The 16,159-nt window shown below is 63.3% G+C and carries 17 protein-coding genes; 12 read left to right on the forward strand and 5 right to left on the reverse strand.

Annotated elements, in window-relative coordinates:
* Positions 1 to 9 precede the first annotated feature (9 nt).
* The 3 genes from rfaD to waaC are packed head-to-tail and all read left to right on the forward strand — an operon-like array spanning position 10 to position 2,920.
* The gene (rfaD, locus tag NKJ28_RS23870) at positions 10 to 960 is read left to right on the forward strand and encodes an ADP-glyceromanno-heptose 6-epimerase (protein ID WP_352517064.1); all 951 of its coding nucleotides are present in this window, start codon (positions 10 to 12) and stop codon (positions 958 to 960) included.
* Positions 933 to 1,940 (forward strand): lipopolysaccharide heptosyltransferase II, encoded by a 1,008-nt coding sequence (waaF, locus tag NKJ28_RS23875; protein ID WP_352637191.1) that lies wholly within the window; start codon positions 933 to 935, stop codon positions 1,938 to 1,940. The genes rfaD and waaF overlap by 28 nt, the downstream gene beginning before the upstream one ends.
* Positions 1,937 to 2,920 carry a lipopolysaccharide heptosyltransferase I gene (gene waaC / locus NKJ28_RS23880; protein WP_352637192.1) on the forward strand — a complete coding sequence of 328 codons (984 nt, stop codon included), beginning with the start codon at positions 1,937 to 1,939 and terminating at the stop codon, positions 2,918 to 2,920. Before waaF ends, waaC begins: the two co-directional genes overlap by 4 nt.
* 207 nt (positions 2,921 to 3,127) lie before the next feature.
* Here waaC and greA read toward each other — a convergent pair whose 3' ends face one another.
* Together greA and NKJ28_RS23890 are read right to left on the reverse strand one after the other, a co-directional pair.
* Positions 3,128 to 3,601 (reverse strand): transcription elongation factor GreA, encoded by a 474-nt coding sequence (gene greA / locus NKJ28_RS23885; protein WP_023719113.1) that lies wholly within the window; start codon positions 3,599 to 3,601, stop codon positions 3,128 to 3,130.
* A gap of 328 nt (positions 3,602 to 3,929) precedes the next feature.
* Entirely contained in the window at positions 3,930 to 4,493 is a 564-nt protein-coding gene (locus NKJ28_RS23890; RefSeq protein ID WP_352637193.1) for a tetratricopeptide repeat protein, read from the reverse strand.
* A 235-nt stretch (positions 4,494 to 4,728) separates the two neighbouring features.
* Between NKJ28_RS23890 and NKJ28_RS23895 the strand changes: the two genes are divergently transcribed.
* From NKJ28_RS23895 to NKJ28_RS23910, 4 genes are all read left to right on the forward strand, one after another.
* Positions 4,729 to 5,154, forward strand: a complete 426-nt coding sequence (locus tag NKJ28_RS23895; protein ID WP_023678354.1) for a DUF3775 domain-containing protein — start codon at positions 4,729 to 4,731, stop codon at positions 5,152 to 5,154.
* 427 nt (positions 5,155 to 5,581) lie between these two features.
* The gene (locus tag NKJ28_RS33045; protein ID WP_023678355.1) at positions 5,582 to 6,127 is read left to right on the forward strand and encodes an extensin-like domain-containing protein; all 546 of its coding nucleotides are present in this window, start codon (positions 5,582 to 5,584) and stop codon (positions 6,125 to 6,127) included.
* A 112-nt stretch (positions 6,128 to 6,239) separates the two neighbouring features.
* On the forward strand, positions 6,240 to 7,094 hold the full coding sequence (locus NKJ28_RS23905) for an extensin-like domain-containing protein (RefSeq protein WP_352637194.1): 855 nt from the start codon (positions 6,240 to 6,242) through the stop codon (positions 7,092 to 7,094).
* A 66-nt stretch (positions 7,095 to 7,160) separates the two neighbouring features.
* Positions 7,161 to 7,868, forward strand: coding sequence for an LssY C-terminal domain-containing protein (locus NKJ28_RS23910; RefSeq protein WP_352637195.1), 708 nt, complete (start codon positions 7,161 to 7,163; stop codon positions 7,866 to 7,868).
* A 41-nt stretch (positions 7,869 to 7,909) separates the two neighbouring features.
* Here the strand turns inward: NKJ28_RS23910 and NKJ28_RS23915 are convergent, their stop codons facing one another.
* Positions 7,910 to 8,929, reverse strand: coding sequence for a zinc-dependent alcohol dehydrogenase family protein (locus NKJ28_RS23915; protein ID WP_352637197.1), 1,020 nt, complete (start codon positions 8,927 to 8,929; stop codon positions 7,910 to 7,912).
* A gap of 127 nt (positions 8,930 to 9,056) precedes the next feature.
* On the opposite strand from NKJ28_RS23915, the gene NKJ28_RS23920 reads away from it, so the two are divergent.
* The 3 genes from NKJ28_RS23920 to NKJ28_RS23930 all read left to right on the forward strand — a co-directional run bounded on the left by NKJ28_RS23920 (position 9,057) and on the right by NKJ28_RS23930 (position 12,182).
* Complete coding sequence (locus NKJ28_RS23920; RefSeq protein WP_352637198.1) at positions 9,057 to 9,998, forward strand: LysR family transcriptional regulator; 942 nt, start codon at positions 9,057 to 9,059, stop codon at positions 9,996 to 9,998.
* Positions 9,999 to 10,057: 59 nt separating this feature from the next.
* Positions 10,058 to 11,368: a hemolysin family protein gene (locus NKJ28_RS23925; protein WP_352456966.1), complete on the forward strand. Its 1,311-nt coding sequence runs from the start codon at positions 10,058 to 10,060 to the stop codon at positions 11,366 to 11,368.
* A gap of 76 nt (positions 11,369 to 11,444) precedes the next feature.
* Entirely contained in the window at positions 11,445 to 12,182 is a 738-nt protein-coding gene (locus NKJ28_RS23930) for a class I SAM-dependent DNA methyltransferase (protein ID WP_352456965.1), read from the forward strand.
* A gap of 133 nt (positions 12,183 to 12,315) precedes the next feature.
* On the opposite strand, the gene arr is transcribed toward NKJ28_RS23930, so the two are convergent.
* The gene (gene arr, locus NKJ28_RS23935; RefSeq protein WP_352456964.1) at positions 12,316 to 12,723 is read right to left on the reverse strand and encodes an NAD(+)--rifampin ADP-ribosyltransferase; all 408 of its coding nucleotides are present in this window, start codon (positions 12,721 to 12,723) and stop codon (positions 12,316 to 12,318) included.
* A gap of 190 nt (positions 12,724 to 12,913) precedes the next feature.
* Here arr and NKJ28_RS23940 point away from each other — a divergent pair, with 190 nt between their 5' ends.
* A complete protein-coding gene (locus NKJ28_RS23940; protein ID WP_352456963.1) occupies positions 12,914 to 13,207 on the forward strand; it encodes a hypothetical protein in 294 nt (97 codons plus the stop codon).
* A 52-nt stretch (positions 13,208 to 13,259) separates the two neighbouring features.
* On the opposite strand, the gene NKJ28_RS23945 is transcribed toward NKJ28_RS23940, so the two are convergent.
* Positions 13,260 to 13,550 (reverse strand): hypothetical protein, encoded by a 291-nt coding sequence (locus NKJ28_RS23945; RefSeq protein WP_352456962.1) that lies wholly within the window; start codon positions 13,548 to 13,550, stop codon positions 13,260 to 13,262.
* Between the two features lie 428 nt (positions 13,551 to 13,978).
* On the opposite strand from NKJ28_RS23945, the gene NKJ28_RS23950 reads away from it, so the two are divergent.
* Positions 13,979 to 15,976 carry an ABC transporter ATP-binding protein/permease gene (locus tag NKJ28_RS23950; RefSeq protein ID WP_352456961.1) on the forward strand — a complete coding sequence of 666 codons (1,998 nt, stop codon included), beginning with the start codon at positions 13,979 to 13,981 and terminating at the stop codon, positions 15,974 to 15,976.
* Positions 15,977 to 16,159 lie beyond the last annotated feature (183 nt).

Here is a 16,159-nt window from a genome sequence, read left to right on the forward strand (position 1 = left end):
GAGGCTTTCATGATCATCGTCACGGGCGGCGCCGGCATGATCGGTTCCAACATCGTCGCCGCGCTCAACGCCGAGGGTTTCAGCGACATCCTCGTCGTCGACGACCTCACCGACGGCCACAAGATCGCCAACCTCGCCGATCTCGAGATCGCCGATTATCTCGACAAGGACGATTTTCTGGCGCGGATGGAGGCCGGCGACCTCGGCCGCATCGAGGCCGTCTTCCACCAGGGCGCCTGCTCGACCACCACCGAATGGAACGGCAAGTTCATGATGGAGGTCAACTACGCCTATTCGAAGCGCCTGCTGCACGCCTGCCTGGCCCTGCGCTTGCCCTTCCTCTATGCCTCGTCCGCTTCCGTCTATGGCAGCGGCGCCGAGTTCCGCGAGGAGCCGCAATACGAGCGCCCACTGAACGTCTATGCCTATTCGAAAAAACTGTTCGACGACTATGTCCGCCGCACTGTCTTCGATACCGACCACTCGCCGGTGGCGGGCCTGCGTTATTTCAACGTCTACGGACCGCGCGAGGCGCATAAGGGCGCCATGGCCTCGGTCGCCTTCCATCTGTTCAACCAGGTCGAGCAAGGCCAGAACCCGAAACTGTTCGGCGCCTATGGTGGTTTCGGGCCCGGCGAACAGAGCCGCGATTTCATCCATGTCGGCGATGTCGCCGACGTCAATCTGTGGCTGTGGAAACGCGGCTCGAGCGGCATCTTCAACTGCGGCACAGGCAAGGCCCAGCCGTTCCGCGCCATTGCCGAGACGGTGATCGATACGCTCGGCAAGGGCCAGATCGAATTCATCGAGTTTCCCGACCACCTCAAGGGCAGCTACCAGAGCTTTACGCAAGCTGATATGTCCCGCTTGCGCGCAGCCGGTTACAACGGCCAGTTCCGCACAGTGGAAACCGGCGTCAGAGATTATGTCGAATGGCTGAAAGCCCAACGATCCTCGTGATCGGCCCACGCTGGGTGGGCGACATGGTCATGGCGCAGTGCCTGTTCCAGGCGCTGAAGGAGCTTCATCCCAACGCCGCCATCGACGTGCTGGCGCCGGCGTGGGCAGCACCCCTGGTCAAGCGCATGCCCGAAATCCGCCAGCAGATCGACCTGCCGCTGCAATCCGGCGCGTTCGAATTCCGCGTCCGAAGGCGCTTCGGCCGCCTGCTGCGCGGCCGCTACGACATGGCCTTTGTCCTGCCGGGAAGCTGGAAATCGGCGCTGATCCCGTTCTTTGCCGGCATTCCGCGCCGTGTCGGCCATCTCAAGGAAATGCGTTACGGGCTGCTGACCGACATCGTGCCGTTGCCCGATCGCCTGAAACGGCGCACCGCGCAGGCCTATTTCAGCCTTGCCCGTGGTGGCGCCTTCCGGGCGCCGAAGCTTGCCGTCGATCAAGCCAACCAGGCAGCATTGTTCGGCCGTTTCGGGCTGACGGCGGGGAAATTCGTGGCACTCATGCCCGGCGCCGAATTCGGTCCGGCCAAGCGCTGGCCGAGCGAACGCTATGCCGGGCTCGCCCGCGAGATGATGGCGAAAGGGTTTGGCGTGGCACTGTTCGGATCGAAGAACGATGCTGGGGTGACGGCGGAAATCGCCGCGCTGGCTCCGGGCGCCGTCGATCTTGCCGGCCAGACGCGGCTCGAGGATGCCATCGACCTGATCGCGGCGGCGAGGCTCGCCGTCTCCAACGACAGCGGGCTGATGCATGTCGCCGCCGCCGTCGGCACGCCGGTAGTCGCCGTCTACGGCTCGACCTCGCCGCAGAACACGCCGCCGCTCGCCGAGCGCCGCGAACTGGTCTGGCTCGGCCTGTCCTGTTCGCCCTGCCACAAAAAAATCTGCCCGCTCGGTCATCTCAACTGCCTGAACACGCTGGAGGTCGAACGCGTCGTGGCGGCGGCGGAGCGGCTGCTGGAAATGCCGGCCGCCGCATGAAAGTGCTGATCGTCAAGACATCGTCCATGGGCGACGTCATCCACACCTTCCCGGCGATCGAGGACGCGCGCCGCGCTCGGCCGGATATCTCCTTCGACTGGTGTGTCGAAGAGGCATTTGCCGGCATCGTGGCGCTGCATCCAGCCATCCAAACCATCCACAGCGTGGCGATCCGGCGCTGGCGCAGGAAGCTGCTTCAGCCCGGCACATGGCGGGAAGTGATCGGCTTGCGCCGCGCCTTGCGCGATTGCCGCTACGGCCTCGTTCTCGATGCGCAAGGCTTGCTGAAATCGGCGCTGGTGGCGCGGCTGGCGGCAGCGCCGATCGCCGGTTTCGACCGTTCGAGCGCCCGCGAGCCTTCGGCGAGCCTGTTTTATGGCCATCGCTACGCCGTGCCGCGCGGCCTGCATGCCATCGAGCGCACGAGATGGCTGTTCGGGCTGGCGCTCGGCTACGAGCTGGATTTTTCCAGGCTTGAATCGGGCATCGTGCCGCCAGCCGGAAGATCGACTTTTGCCGGTGAAAAGACCGCCTTCCTGCTGCACGGCACCAGCCGCGAGGACAAGAAATGGCCGGTCGCGGACTGGATCGAAACCGCTCGCCTGCTGGTGGACAAGGGAATAACGCCGGTCACCACCTGGTCGAACGATCGGGAACAGGCGGTTGCCGAGGCGATCGCCCGTGCCATTTCGCAAACCGTGGTGGTTCCCAGGTCGCCGCTAGCCGAGATCGCCGCCGTCATCGGCGGCTCGGCGCTGGTCATCGGCGCCGACACCGGCCTGACCCATCTCGCCAGCGCTTTCGGCCTGCCGACGGTGGCGATATTCCTCGCTACCGAGCCTGGCCTGACCGGCCCGCGCGGGCCGTTCTCATCGACGCTGCTGGCCAGGCCCGGCCACAGCGTCACGCCGCCGGAGGTGATGGCGGAAGCCGAAAGGCTTGTGGAGCGCCAGACGCTTGGTCAGGCCGGTGGCCGCTGATTTGCTCAATCAATTCAATCAGAAAGGTCAGCGCTGCCCCTTCCCTTCTCCCCTTGTGGGAGAAGGTGGATTGGCGCGCAGCGCCAAGACGGATGAGGGGTGTTGGACGGAGTGCGGAGGGAGCCAAGCTGGAACACCCCTCATCCGACCTCGCTTCGCGAGGCCACCTTCTCCCACAAGGGGAGAAGGCAGAGCAGCGCCAATCCCCTAGATGAACTGCACCTGGACGATCTCGTAGCCCCTGGCGCCGCCTGGCGCATTGACCTCAATGGCGTCGCCGACTTCCTTGCCGATCAGGGCGCGCGCGATCGGCGAGGAGATCGAGATGCGGCCGGACTTCACGTCGGCTTCCTGGTCACCGACGATCTGGTAGGTCTTTTTCTCCTCGGTATCCTCGTCGACCAGCACCACGGTGGCGCCGAACTTGACCTTGTCGCCGCTGAGCTTGGTGACGTCGATCACCTCGGCCCGCGCGATCAGGTCCTCGAGTTCGTTGACCCGGCCCTCATTGAGGCTCTGTGCCTCTTTTGCCGCGTGATATTCGGCATTTTCGGAGAGGTCGCCATGCGAGCGCGCTTCGGAAATCGCCTCGATGATACGCGGCCGCTCCTGTTGCTGGCGCCAGCGCAGTTCTTCCTTCAATGACGCGAACCCCTCGCCTGTCATCGGGACCTTGTTCATAATGCCTGACCTTTCCTGCCGCCGCCCCCGCAATCGGGAGCGACCTTGTCGATGGTACAAAAAGAAAACGGTCCGGCAGCCTCGGGCTAACGGAACCGTGTCACCACAATTTCGCAAGATATAGCAATCTTCGCGGGTTTTTCACGTCCAAAAAGTCGGTTTTTGAAAAATCATCCACCGATTGCGCGGCTGACCCCACGTCAAGCGGGGGTTTCCAAGATCGTATCGTGTACCGTGATGCCAAATCTCGGTTGTGGCCAACATGTGCAGCACAGCAAAAAACCGGCTGCGATCGCTCACAGCCGGTTATGAGGAGCGTTCCGGAGGATCAGCTCCTCATGAAATGATCGATCTGCTCCGACAGCATGCCGTATTCGCGAGACCCCTTGCCCGTGCGCTTCTCGATCTCGCGGAGCTGTTCCTGGGCGCCGGCAAGATCGCCGATCTGCAGGTGCGCCTCGCCGAGATATTCGCGCACCAGCGTGTAATTCGGGTCGATGCGCAGCGCTTCCTCGTAATAGCCGAGGCCGACGGTGACGCGTCCGGAATGGCGGTGCGAATAGCCGAGATAGTTGAGGATGCGCGGATCCTGCTTGTTGGCGGCGAGGCTGAGCACGGCGATCGCCTCGTCGTAGCGTCCATCCATCGCCAGCGCGCGACCGGCATCGTAGATGCTGTCGTCGTCCAGCATGCCTTGCTTCGGCGAGACGCATTTCTTCTGTTTCTTGTCCCACGCCTCCCCCTTCTTGCACTGGGACTGGCCGCCGCCGCCGCCATTGCCGCCGCCGCCGCCACCACCACCTCCCCCGCCTTCACCAGCCGAAAACGCCGGAGCCGCAATCAGCGGCAGGGCGGCGATGGCCATGGCGTAAATCAGCAATCGTCTGCGCATCGAATTCTCCTTTGAACCTGACAATGCAACACTAACGCCGGCCCAACGCCGTTTCGTCCCGGAAAATGTCATCCTATCTCAAAACCGCGATCTCTCCCAGCAAGGCCATCTTATCCGGGAAGAGAGGGCATCGGAAATCATGCTTCACGATCAACGCCGCCGCGCAAGATAATGTGACGAGCGCTGCAAATCCGCTATCATCGGGCCGACCGAGCACGAAGCAGGGAGACGGCCGGTGCAGCAACGCGTTGAACGAGACTGGGAGCTTTCGATCGGTCCCGACACCGTGCGCCTGTTCATCCTGAAGGCGAAGGCGCTCAGCGCCGCCGTCAACGAAGACTATGCCGACGGCGCCGAGCACGAGGTAGAGCTCGACGGCAACGCGCACGACAACCACCATCATGACGGCCTTGCCGAGGAAAGCTCCGAAGATCTCACCGAAGAAGAACTGCGCGAGCTGATCGACGATCTCAATGTCGACGAAGCGGCCGAACTGATTGCGTTGGCCTGGGTCGGCCGCGGCGACTATGACGCGACGGAATGGACGGACGCGCTGTCCGCCGCCCGCGAGCGCGCCAACAAGCGCACGGCAAAATATCTGCTCGGCATGCCGCTGCTGGCGGACTGGCTCGAGGAAGGCTTGGAAGCGATCGGCGCGTGACGGCGCGGTTACCGATTGTGATCGGCCGCCCCCCTCGCTCAAGGCAACTTCCCTGCATTCTGGCCGTTGCGACGTAATGGCGGCGTTTGGCTTTTTCAGATTGGGCAGATTGCTGCTGGCCGTTGCGGCTACGCCGCTGGCGGGACCCGTTTTAGCCAAGGCACCCGACCTACCGCAAACTGCACCAGTTCCGCAGCTCAACCAGCAAGTCACTCCGCCGCCACCAACCGAGATCCCGGTCCCCGAACCGCGCCCGGAGGATGCTCCGGAGCCGCCGGCGATTGCACCGCAGCCGCCCGAAAAGCCGGCACGGGCTGAGCCGCCGGCAGGCCCACCAGGCGCGCCACCAAACCCGGCCGAGGCAGACGAGAAGGCGGAGCAAAAAATCCTTCCTGATCCTCGATCGGCCGCCATTGCCGGGAGAGAAATGCCGGCCGAGGAATTGGCCTGCCGCAGGCGGCTGAAGTCGATGGGCGTCGATTTCGAGGAGCGCAAGCCAGAGCATGATACGTCAGTCGGTTGCTCGATCCCCTACCCGATCGCGCTGAAGACGCTCGGCAAATCCATCGCCATCGGCCCGGAGCCCGAGCTGAATTGCCAGATGGCGGAAGCGGCCGCCCGCTTTGCTGCGTCCGTCATCCAGCCTGCCGCAAAGGCCGAGTTCGGCGCGGATATTAAATCGATCGGCCAGGCCTCCGCCTTTGTCTGCCGGTCGCGCAATGGCGGCGGCAAATTGTCGGAGCACGCCTTCGGCAACGCGCTCGACATCGCCAGCTTCAAGCTTTCGGACGGGAAGGAGATCGATGTCGGCCCGGCGCCGCCGGAAAAGGACGCGAAATTCCTGAACGCAGTGCGCAAGGCAGCCTGCGGACCGTTCAAGACCGTGCTTGGCCCCGGCAGCGACGCCGATCATTCGCAGCATCTCCACTTCGACCTCGAACCGCGCCGCAACGGTGGTACGTTTTGCCAGTGACCTTAGCCTATGGGGGCGCCGCAATTTGGCCGCAGGCGTGAACGGCGCCGCTGATTTTTCCTTTACCCTTGGCGATTAAACTCTGTGCCATCTGGGGACAGGATACCTGCCGATGGCCGGAACATTTCGCGCTGCGCTTGCCGCCGCGCGGCAAACAAGGCGCGCGCGTATGGCCGGCAGGCTTGCCGCCATGCTTGCCGTTGCGGGGGTCTCCGCCTGCAATACCGGCAGCGTGCTGTCGCTGCAGCCGGCCGTCGATGTCGGCAGCCAGACCGCTGCCGTCCCGCCCAATTCCGGCGCGCCCAATTCCGACCCACAAAGTTCCGGCCCGGAATATTCCGGCATGCAGCGCCTCGTCCCGTCCAACCCCTATATGACCGCCGCCTATCCGCGCATGGACAATCCGATGTCGCCGGCCGAACAGATGCCGGCCACCGAGATCGATTGCCGAAAGGAGCTGAAACGCCTCGGTGTCGTCTACACCGACGTGGCGCCGATCCATGAAGGCCAGTGCGGCATCGACTATCCTGTCAAGGTCTCGGCCATCGGCAGCGTCGAGATGAAGCCGGCCGCGACGCTGACCTGCGACATGGCCGCCACCTTTGCCGGCTGGACCAGGAACGAACTCGTCCCGTCGGCCCGTTGGCGCTATTTCTCGGGCGTCAAGACCATCCACCAGGGCTCGAGCTATTCCTGCCGCAGGATCGCCGGCGAAGGTGTTTTGTCCGAACACGGCAAGGGCAATGCGCTCGACGTGATGAGCATCGAGCTCAACAATGGCGACGACATCGACGTCCGCAAGCCCGGCCTGTTCGCCTTCCGCACCCGCGGCTTCCTCAACAATGTGCGCGCCGACGGCTGCCAGTATTTCACCACCGTGCTCGGCCCCGGCTACAATTACGATCACCGCAATCATTTCCATTTCGACATCAAGAACCGCAAGAACGCCTATCGCGCCTGCCGCTGATTGCGGCCCCTGCCCAAGACTTGCTGCGCCGGTTAAGATGTTGCGCAGACGCTTGGGTGGTGCCTCTTGAGCCAACGGAGCCTTCGACGACGTGCAACGACCTGGTTGGTGGCATGCTGTGCCGCTTATCTTTCGCTCGCCTATTTCGCCGCGCCTGAGTTCTGGACGTTGCGGGACCGCAATTTTCGCAATCAGCAATTCGAGATGATGACGCACACGCCGCAAGGCATTCCGGGCGATCCGATCAATGTCGGCCTTGTCGGCACCAAGAAGGAGCTTGTCCATGCTTTTGCCGTCGCCGGCTGGGATACGGCAGACGCCATCACGCTGAAGACTGCCATCGAGATCGGCGAAAGCGTGCTGTTTAACCGCCCCTATCCCGACGCGCCGGTCAGCCGGCTTTTGTTCGAAGGCCGCGTCCAGGACCTCGCCTTCGAAAAACCGGTCGGCGACAGTGCCGACCGGCGCCATCACGTCCGCTTCTGGCAGACCAATGCGACCGGAGACGACGGCCGGCCGCTTTGGCTTGGCTCGGCAAGCTTTGACCGCGGCGTCGGCCTCAGCCATGACACCGGCGCGATCACTCATCACATCGGCCCCGACATCGACGCCGAGCGCGATGGGCTGATGCGCGACCTCTCCGCCGCCGGCATGCTGATCTCGACCAGCGAGATACCAGGCGTCGGCGCCACGAAGACCGGGCGCAACGGCGAAGGCGATCCCTATTTCACCGACGGCAAGGCCATCATCGGCGTCCTGCTGCAACTGCCGTAGGCGCGCGATCAGCCTTCCCGTCTGACCCATTTCCGACCGGCTCAGGGCACGGTGATCACGATCTTGCCGAACGGTCCCGTCTCCAGACGCTCAAATGCCTGCGGCACCTCGTCGAAGCCAAACACCTTGTCGATTACCGGCTTGATGGCAAGCGTCTCGATCGCCTGGTTCATCCGTTCGAAAGCACGACGGTGACCGATCGATATGCCCTGGACGACGATCCGGTTGCGCATGAACGGCAAGATCGGAAAATTGAGCTCCATGCTGCCCAGCAAGCCGATAACCGACAGCCGGCCGTCGGCGCCCAGCGCATTGAGCGAGCGCCGCGCATTGTCGCCGCCGACCATTTCCAGCACATGGCTGACGCCGGCGCCGTTTGTCAGGTCGCGCGCGGCCTCGTCCCACGCCGGCCGGCTGCGATAGTTTATCCCTTGCCAGGCGCCGAGCGCCTTCGCCCGTTCGAGCTTCTCGTCGCTGCTCGAGGTGACGATGGCGCGCAGGCCGAAGGCGGCGGCGAACTGCAGCGCAAACAGCGACACACCGCCAGTGCCCTGGATGAGAACGGTCTCGCCCGGGATTGGCTTTGCCGCCTCGACCAGCGCGAACCACGCCGTCAGCGCCGCGATCGGCAGCGTCGATGCCTCGACGTCGCTGAGCGACGGCGGCGCCGCCACGGCGGCATCCTCATGAAAAAGCACATGCTCGGACAGCATGCCGGGCAGTGACGAACCAAGCGTATGCTTGTGCAGCACCGGCGGGGCGTCGCCGTCCGGCCAGTCGGCGATCACCTGGCCGAGCACGCGCTGCCCGATGCCGAAGCGGCTGACTTCGCTGCCGGTGGCGACTACTTCGCCTACCGCGTCCGATGTCGGCACGAACGGAAAGCTGAGGTCCGGTATCAGCACGCCATCGACGATCATCCTGTCCTTGTAATTCAGCGATACCGCTGTGACGCGTACCAGAAGATCATGCGGCCCGGGTTGGGGCAGCTTTCCATCAGCCGGCTTCAACCTGGACAGGCCGAAACCGTTCATCTGCCAGGATCTGTTTTCGGTGCTCATTTGGTTCGCGCTCCGTGGTTGATGATTGCGCGAGACATTTACGCCGTTTCACTATGGAGAAAAGTGCTTCCATGTGGCATGTTCTGCAACAGATTAAGGAGCAAAACTCTACAATAGGAGCGCTTCATTGGAATCGGCCAATTTGCAAGGCATCGTCGCATTCGTTCACGCGGTGGAGGCCGGCAGCTTCACCGGCGCTGGCGCACGGCTGCATGTCACCAAATCGGCGGTCGGCAAGTCGATCGCGCAGCTGGAACAGCGATTGGGCGTCCGCCTGCTCAACCGCACCACCCGCAGCCTCAGCCCGACCAGCGAGGGCCTGAGCTATTACGAAGCCTGCGTCAGGGCACTGGCCGAGATCGAAGCCGCCCGGTCGCTGTTGGCATCGCGCAAGCAGGTGCCTTCCGGGCGGCTGCGCGTCGACCTGCCTTTGGCCTTCGGCCGGCGGTGCGTCGCCCCGCTGCTGTTCGACATTTCCAAAAAATTCCCGGACCTGACGATGGAAATCTCGTTCAACGACCGGCGCGTCGACCTGATCGAGGAAGGCATCGACCTGGCGGTGCGTATGGGCGACCTCGACGACAGCTTGTCGATCGCCGCGCGCCGCATCTATGCCCAACGTTCGGCCATCTGCGCCGCCCCCGCCTATCTCGACGCCCATGGCAGGCCGCTATCGATCGAGGACCTGGCCAGGCACAGCCTCATCGGCTACGGCCGCGACGGCACGGTCCATCCCTGGACAGTCAGGCATGTCGACGGCCGTCTCGAAAAATTCGCGCCCAAGGCGCGGCTGGTGCTCGGCCACGGCGAACCGATGCTCGATGCGGTACTGGCCGGCTGCGGCATCGTCTATCTGCCGACATGGCTGACGGCCGACAGCATCAGGCGCGGCGAGCTCGAAATGGTTCTGTCGGACTGTCTTGTCGAAAACACCGTGGTGCATGCCATCTGGCCGGTAACACGCAATCTCGCGCCAAAGGTGCGCGTCGTCATCGACGCCCTGATCGAGCATTTTTCCGCGCCGCCCTGGGATGCGGCATGGGTGCCGCCTGATTGCCCGGCTCGCTAAATTTAAAAAGCGCGACCGTCCTATTTTCGAAAACCGCGCGGCAATGCTATGGACCCGGCATGCTTTATGCTGAAATTGCCATCGTGGTCGTCCTCATCTGCGTGAACGGCCTTCTGTCGATGTCCGAACTCGCCATCGTCTCGTCGCGGCCGGCGCGCCTCAAGACGATGATCGACCGCAACGTCAAGGGCGCCGGCCGGGCCCTGGCGCTCGGCGCCAATCCGGGAAAATTCCTGTCCTCGGTGCAGATCGGCATCACTTTGGTCGGCGTCTTGTCCGGTGCCTTTTCCGGCGCCACGCTCGGCGAGCGGCTGGCCACCTCCCTGGCGTCGGCCGGCATCCGCGAAAGCCTCGCCGATCCGCTCGGCGTCGGCATCGTCGTCGCCCTCATCACCTATGGCTCGCTGATCATCGGCGAACTGGTGCCCAAGCAGATCGCATTGCGCGACCCCGAACGGGTAGCCGTCAGGGTCGCCCCGGCAATGACCATCCTCGCCAGCGTCTCGGCGCCGCTGGTCTTCCTGCTCGATTTTTCCGGCCGCGCCCTCCTGTGGCTGCTTGGCCAGCGCGGTCAGAGCGAGGATAAGGTCACCGACGAGGAGATCAAGATGCTGGTCGCCGAAGCCGAGCACCACGGCACCATCGAATCCGACGAACGGCGGATGATCGCCGGCGTCATGCGGCTCGGCGACCGTGCCGTGCGCGCGGTGATGACGCCGCGCACCGAGGTCGACTGGATCAATCTGCAATCCGACGAGGCGGCCATCAGGAAGCTGCTGATGGACACCCAGCATTCGCGCCTGCCGGCCGGCGACGGCGGCGTCGACGCCATGATCGGCGTCGTCCAGACCCGCGACGTGCTGGCCGCAATGCTCGGCGGCCGCGCTCTCGACCCGCGCCGGCACGTGCGGGCCGCGCCGATCGTGCATGACCAGGCCGACGCGCTGGACGTGCTTGCGACGCTGAAGGAATCCGACGTGCCGATGGCGCTGGTGCATGACGAATACGGCCATTTCGAAGGCATCGTCACCCCGGCCGACATTCTGGAAGCGATCACCGGCGTCTTCCGTTCGGATCTCGACGCCGGCGAAGAGGAAAACGCCGTCAAGCGCGAGGACGGCTCATGGCTGCTCGCCGGCTACATGCAGGCCGACGAGATGGCAGAGGTCCTCGGCATCGACCTGCCTGAGAGCCGCGATTACGAAACCGTCGCCGGCTATGTGCTGTCGCATTTGCACCATCTGCCGGCGACCGGCGAATGTGTCGACGCGCAAGGCTGGCGCTTCGAGGTCGTCGACCTCGACGGCCGCCGCATCGACAAGCTCATCGCCACCCGCCTGCCCGGCCGCCACCGCGAGGTCGTGCGGTAACGATCGACGCGACTTATGGGCTATATGCTCGCGGCGACGCCGCTCGCACAGTCAAAGTTGATTGGGAATACCGCCTATGGTCGACCACCTTTTCGCCGACCCATATCTCGCTGCCGTCTACGACGCCTGGCACCCGAGATCTGCGCGCGACGACTATGATTTCTACCTGCCCCGCATTCTAACAGCAGACGCGGTGCTTGATGTCGGATGTGGAACGGGCACCCTCCTTCACGAGGCACGCCTGGCCGGACATTCAGGGCGGCTCTGCGGCATCGACCCAGCACCCGGCGTGTTGAATCGCGCACGAACGCGCGCGGATATCGAATGGGTTCTCGGCGATCTCCAATCGGCCGGCTGGACAGCCGAGTTTGATCTCATTGTGATGACGGGGCACGCATTCCAGGCCCTTGTCAGCGACGAAGACCTGAGGGATTTCATGGCGGCTGTCCGACACGCCCTTGTGCCAGGCGGATGCTTCGCGTTCGAAACGCGGAACCCTTCGGTGCGGGCGTGGGAGCACTGGACACCCGAAAATGCGGTCGTCGTTGAGCTGCCTGACGGGTCGCTGGTGCAGATCACAACAGAGGTGATCATGCGGTTCGATGGACAGACGGTGACATTCACCCACAGGTTCGGCGGAAAGCATCCGAGCCTTCCGCAAGTTAGTCGCAGCACCTTGCGATTCCTCGAGACGGACGCCTTATCGAGCCTGCTGGGGAACGCGGGGCTACGGATCGAACAGCAATTCGGCGGCTTTGACGGCAGCCCACTTGGCCCTTCGAGCCCAGAGATCATCACGTTCGCGACGAGATGAAAAGGAGCATCCGCTCTCCAGCCCTGCAAGCAACGACAACTCGCGGACCCATTGCGGACGTGGAGCCGTATTTCGCGGGGACTGCCGCCGACCGTAGGTCAGAGCCAAGCTTGGCAATCGCAGAACTCAGCGATCAATCGATTGCCTCGATACCTTGTGCCTTCAGCCGTTCGAGATGGTCCTTCATCTCTTTCAGCCGCTCGGGGGAGTGGCCCTGCCACTCGGTGACCTCGCCCGTGATCCTGAGCGGCTCGCGGCAGCGATAGGACTGCGTCGGATTGCCGGGAAATTTCTTGTCCGTAAGATTGGGGTCGTCCATGACCGGGCCGGTTGGTTCCACGATGTAGATCCTTTCGCGTCCGTCACCGGCGGCCAGTTCTGCACCCCAGATAGCCGCATCCAGAGTGCCGGTTAGATAGACCCAGGCTGCCTGCTTTCGCGCCCCGTAATTGGAGCTGTAACCGGCTTCGATCAGGTCTCCCGGCTTAAGATCGGCCCGGGTGCCGTGGTAGAATTGGCGCGGCTTGTCGGAGGCTGTCATCGGCTCATCCTCGCTGTCTCAGGCGTCATGGTGTCGTGGCGCGCACTATTTCATGCACGTCATCGAATCAACCGTCTGGCCGTTCGGTTATCGGACGTCCGCCCATTCCGGTCATCCCGCCCAAAGCACGCTTTCGGTCGGCTGCCGGTGCGGGTATTATTGGCGCTCTGCATCTTACCGAGGTGGAAAAATGGATCTGCAAGCCTTCAGGGATTCGATTGCGAAACCACAGCCGCCAGCCGGCTTGAGCCCTGCCCTGCAGGCGCTGTGGTGGGATGCAAAGGGCGATTGGGCTAAGGCGCACGAGTGCGCGCAGCAGCGCGACGATACGGCGGGCATGCACGTGCATGCCTATCTCCACCGCAAGGAAGGCGACCAGTCGAATGCGGAATATTGGTATCGCCGCAGCAAGGCGGCGCCGTCGACCTTAACGCTTGACGAGGAATGGCAAGAGTTGGCACGTACACTTTTGCAGCAAAGCTGACGCTTGCTCAGTCATTGTAAAATAGCCGGTCCTGCATCCACTCTCCGGGGTTTCAGCTGGCGCCCTGTGGCTTGTCCCTGCGGTTCCATTCCGCATTGCGCGCCTGCGCCTCTTCGGCGATCAGCTTGAACTCCCGCATCTTCGCAGCTTCGATGGCGAATGCGCGGCTTGGCAGGACGCCAGGGTCCTCCTGACTGTTCTGAAACTGAAAACGGGCCTCCAGTTCGGCCCATATTCGCTCGGGTGCCGTATCCTTGCTGGCAAGCAGCGCAACGACCAGCGCCAGAGTCTCGCGCTGGGCGTTCAGCCGCCCTTCGATCTCTTCATTCGGCAATTCGGACATGCGGGTCGCTTCCAGTTTCTGGCTCAACGGCAAAATCGCACCCTTGTTCCGGAACTCGGGGCTGGCGCGGTCCGGCTGGGCAGCAGATGCTCGCAATCGCAATCGAGATGATCTCTCCTCCTCGATCCTGTTGACTCGGGCCGATGGCACTTCTCGCGCCGCTTGCGTCCAGCCTCTTCGAATGCAGCATGCGGACAAATCTTGAGAGCCTGAAGCGAATTCTCGAGACCGCAGCAGGTGATGCTTTGTTGCAGACTGACCCGCAGCCGACGCTCGGCGGTCTGCCCCGCAACGATCAAAGCCTGTCATCGAGAACGACCATAGGCTGCTGCGAGCACCGGAACAGCTGAGAAGCCTTGGCGTTGTTGGCATCTGGGATCTCGAGCGGACGCTATGAAACCTTCTGATTTTTAAGCCGTTATCGCCGGATGCCCGAGGCTAAATTTAAGCTGAAATCGGTTGACGGCGCCCAATCGCGCGATGCCGAGAAGTCGCGCCGCGAGAAACAGTCGACTGTCGAAGTCGCGTCCGAGGTCGTCGGCGAGCCCGCGCCGCCGCCGGATGTCACCGAACCCGATCCTGAGCTGACACCTGAAGAGGCCGAGCGGGCGCGCAAGAGATACCTGCTTAAGCGCTTCTGGATCAGCGCGCGCGGTTACTGGAGCGGCAGTGGCGACAGGGTCGCCTGGCCGTTGACGATCGGGCTGTTGGTCCTGATCGTCGCCAATGTCGGCTTCCAGTATGGGATCAATGTCTGGAATCGCGCAATTTTCGACGCCATTGAGCAACGCAATGCCCACACCGTATATTGGCTGAGCGCCGTATTCCTGCCACTCGTGATCGGAAGCGCCAGCCTTGTGGTGGCACAAGTCTTCTTTCGCATGAGGATACAGCGCCGCTGGCGGTCCTGGCTCACCACCGCGGTCATCGCGCGCTGGCTCGCAAGCGGCCGCTACTATCAGCTGAACCTCGTCGGCGGCGATCATAGCAACCCCGAAGCCCGCATCGCCGAGGATTTGCGGATTGCCACCGAATCGCCCGTCGATTTCATCGCCGGTGTCATCGTCGCATTTCTGTCGGCCTCGACCTTCATCGTGGTGCTGTGGACGATCGGCGGCGCCCTGACCCTGACGATTGCAGGTTCGACGGTCACCATTCCCGGCTTCCTGGTCATCACCGCAGTGCTCTATTCCGCGATCACGTCCACTTCGATGGCGGTCATTGGCCGCCATTTCGTCCACCTCTCCGAGGGAAAAAATCAGGCGGAAGCCGAGTTCCGCTACACGCTGACGCGCGTGCGGGAAAACGGCGAGAGCATCGCATTGCTCGGCGGCGAGGAGGAGGAGCGCAGCGGCATGGACAAGACATTTGCCCATGTGCTCAGGCAATGGGCGCTCCTTGCAGGCCAGCACATGCGCACGGCGCTGGTGTCTCAGGGGTCGAGCCTGTTTGCGCCTGTCGTGCCGGTCTTGCTTTGCGCTCCAAAGTTCCTCGAAGGCAGCATGACACTTGGACAGGTCATGCAGGCTGCCTCGGCCTTTGCCATCGTGCAGGGCGCGTTCGGATGGCTGGTCGACAACTATCCCCGTCTCGCCGATTGGAACGCCTGTGCACGGCGCATCGCCTCGCTGATGATGTCGCTCGACGGGCTCGAGCGCGCGGAACAGAGCAACACGCTGGGACGCATAAAGCGCGGCGAGACCGGCGGCGATGCGATGCTCAGCCTGAACAATCTCTCCGTGTCGCTCGACGACGGCACCGCCGTGGTCAAGGAAACCGAGGTCGTGATCGAACCAGGCGAGCGGGTGCTCGTCGCCGGCGAATCCGGCTCGGGCAAGAGTACGTTGGTGCGGGCCGTCGCGGGTCTGTGGCCATGGGGTAGCGGCAGCGTCAACATCCGCGCCGACAGACGGTTGTTCATGTTGCCGCAACGGCCCTACATCCCGACCGGGACGCTTCGCCGCGCTGTCGCCTATCCAGGCGCCGCCGACAACTGGACGCTGGATAAGATCAAGGCTGCCCTCGACAAGGTGGGACTCGACTACCTCAACGACCGGATCGAGGAGGACGCGCCATGGGACCAGACCTTGTCGGGTGGCGAAAAGCAGCGCCTCGCCTTCGCGCGTCTTCTGCTGCACCGCCCCGATATCATCGTGCTGGACGAGGCAACGTCGGCACTCGACGAGAAGAGCCAGGACAAGATGATGGAGATGATTATTCGCGAATTGCCGAAGGTCACCATCATAAGCGTAGCGCACCGCGCCGAGCTGGAGGCCTTCCACAGCCGCAAGATCACATTGGAGCGGCACAAGGGCGGCGCAAAACTTGTCAGCGATATCGAACTCGTCCCGCGCAAGGACAGACGGAACTTGCTCATGCGCCTTCTGAGGCAACGGCGCGCCAACGGAAAGCCAGCGCGACCTTGAGCAAAGCGGCGCTGCCCTACGCAAAGAGTGAGGCCGCCGGTCGGAGCAGGCGGACCATCGCCGATTCGAGTCACTGCCCGCATCTGGTCCTGAAAGCACCAGCCGTGGTACCTTGATTCCGGGCAGCTGCTGCTGCCGGAACGTCGATGGCACGAGCGCATTTCCATGTCCGGTGCAACGCCG

Source organism: Mesorhizobium sp. M0145, from assembly GCF_040322355.1.
Classification (GTDB): Bacteria; Pseudomonadota; Alphaproteobacteria; order Rhizobiales; family Rhizobiaceae; genus Mesorhizobium.

Coding starts and splice junctions, on each gene's coding strand:
- rfaD (WP_352517064.1), top strand. CDS start 10: ATGATCATCGTCACGGGCGGCGCCGGCATGATCGGTTCCAACATCGTC.
- NKJ28_RS23905 (WP_352637194.1), top strand. CDS start 6,240: ATGGCCGGAACATTTCGCGCTGCGCTTGCCGCCGCGCGGCAAACAAGG.
- NKJ28_RS23890 (WP_352637193.1), bottom strand. CDS start 4,493: ATGCGCAGACGATTGCTGATTTACGCCATGGCCATCGCCGCCCTGCCG.
- greA (WP_023719113.1), bottom strand. CDS start 3,601: ATGAACAAGGTCCCGATGACAGGCGAGGGGTTCGCGTCATTGAAGGAA.
- NKJ28_RS23925 (WP_352456966.1), top strand. CDS start 10,058: ATGCTTTATGCTGAAATTGCCATCGTGGTCGTCCTCATCTGCGTGAAC.
- waaF (WP_352637191.1), top strand. CDS start 933: ATGGCTGAAAGCCCAACGATCCTCGTGATCGGCCCACGCTGGGTGGGC.
- waaC (WP_352637192.1), top strand. CDS start 1,937: ATGAAAGTGCTGATCGTCAAGACATCGTCCATGGGCGACGTCATCCAC.
- NKJ28_RS23940 (WP_352456963.1), top strand. CDS start 12,914: ATGGATCTGCAAGCCTTCAGGGATTCGATTGCGAAACCACAGCCGCCA.
- arr (WP_352456964.1), bottom strand. CDS start 12,723: ATGACAGCCTCCGACAAGCCGCGCCAATTCTACCACGGCACCCGGGCC.
- NKJ28_RS33045 (WP_023678355.1), top strand. CDS start 5,582: ATGCCGGCCGAGGAATTGGCCTGCCGCAGGCGGCTGAAGTCGATGGGC.
- NKJ28_RS23945 (WP_352456962.1), bottom strand. CDS start 13,550: ATGTCCGAATTGCCGAATGAAGAGATCGAAGGGCGGCTGAACGCCCAG.
- NKJ28_RS23915 (WP_352637197.1), bottom strand. CDS start 8,929: ATGAGCACCGAAAACAGATCCTGGCAGATGAACGGTTTCGGCCTGTCC.
- NKJ28_RS23930 (WP_352456965.1), top strand. CDS start 11,445: ATGGTCGACCACCTTTTCGCCGACCCATATCTCGCTGCCGTCTACGAC.
- NKJ28_RS23950 (WP_352456961.1), top strand. CDS start 13,979: ATGCCCGAGGCTAAATTTAAGCTGAAATCGGTTGACGGCGCCCAATCG.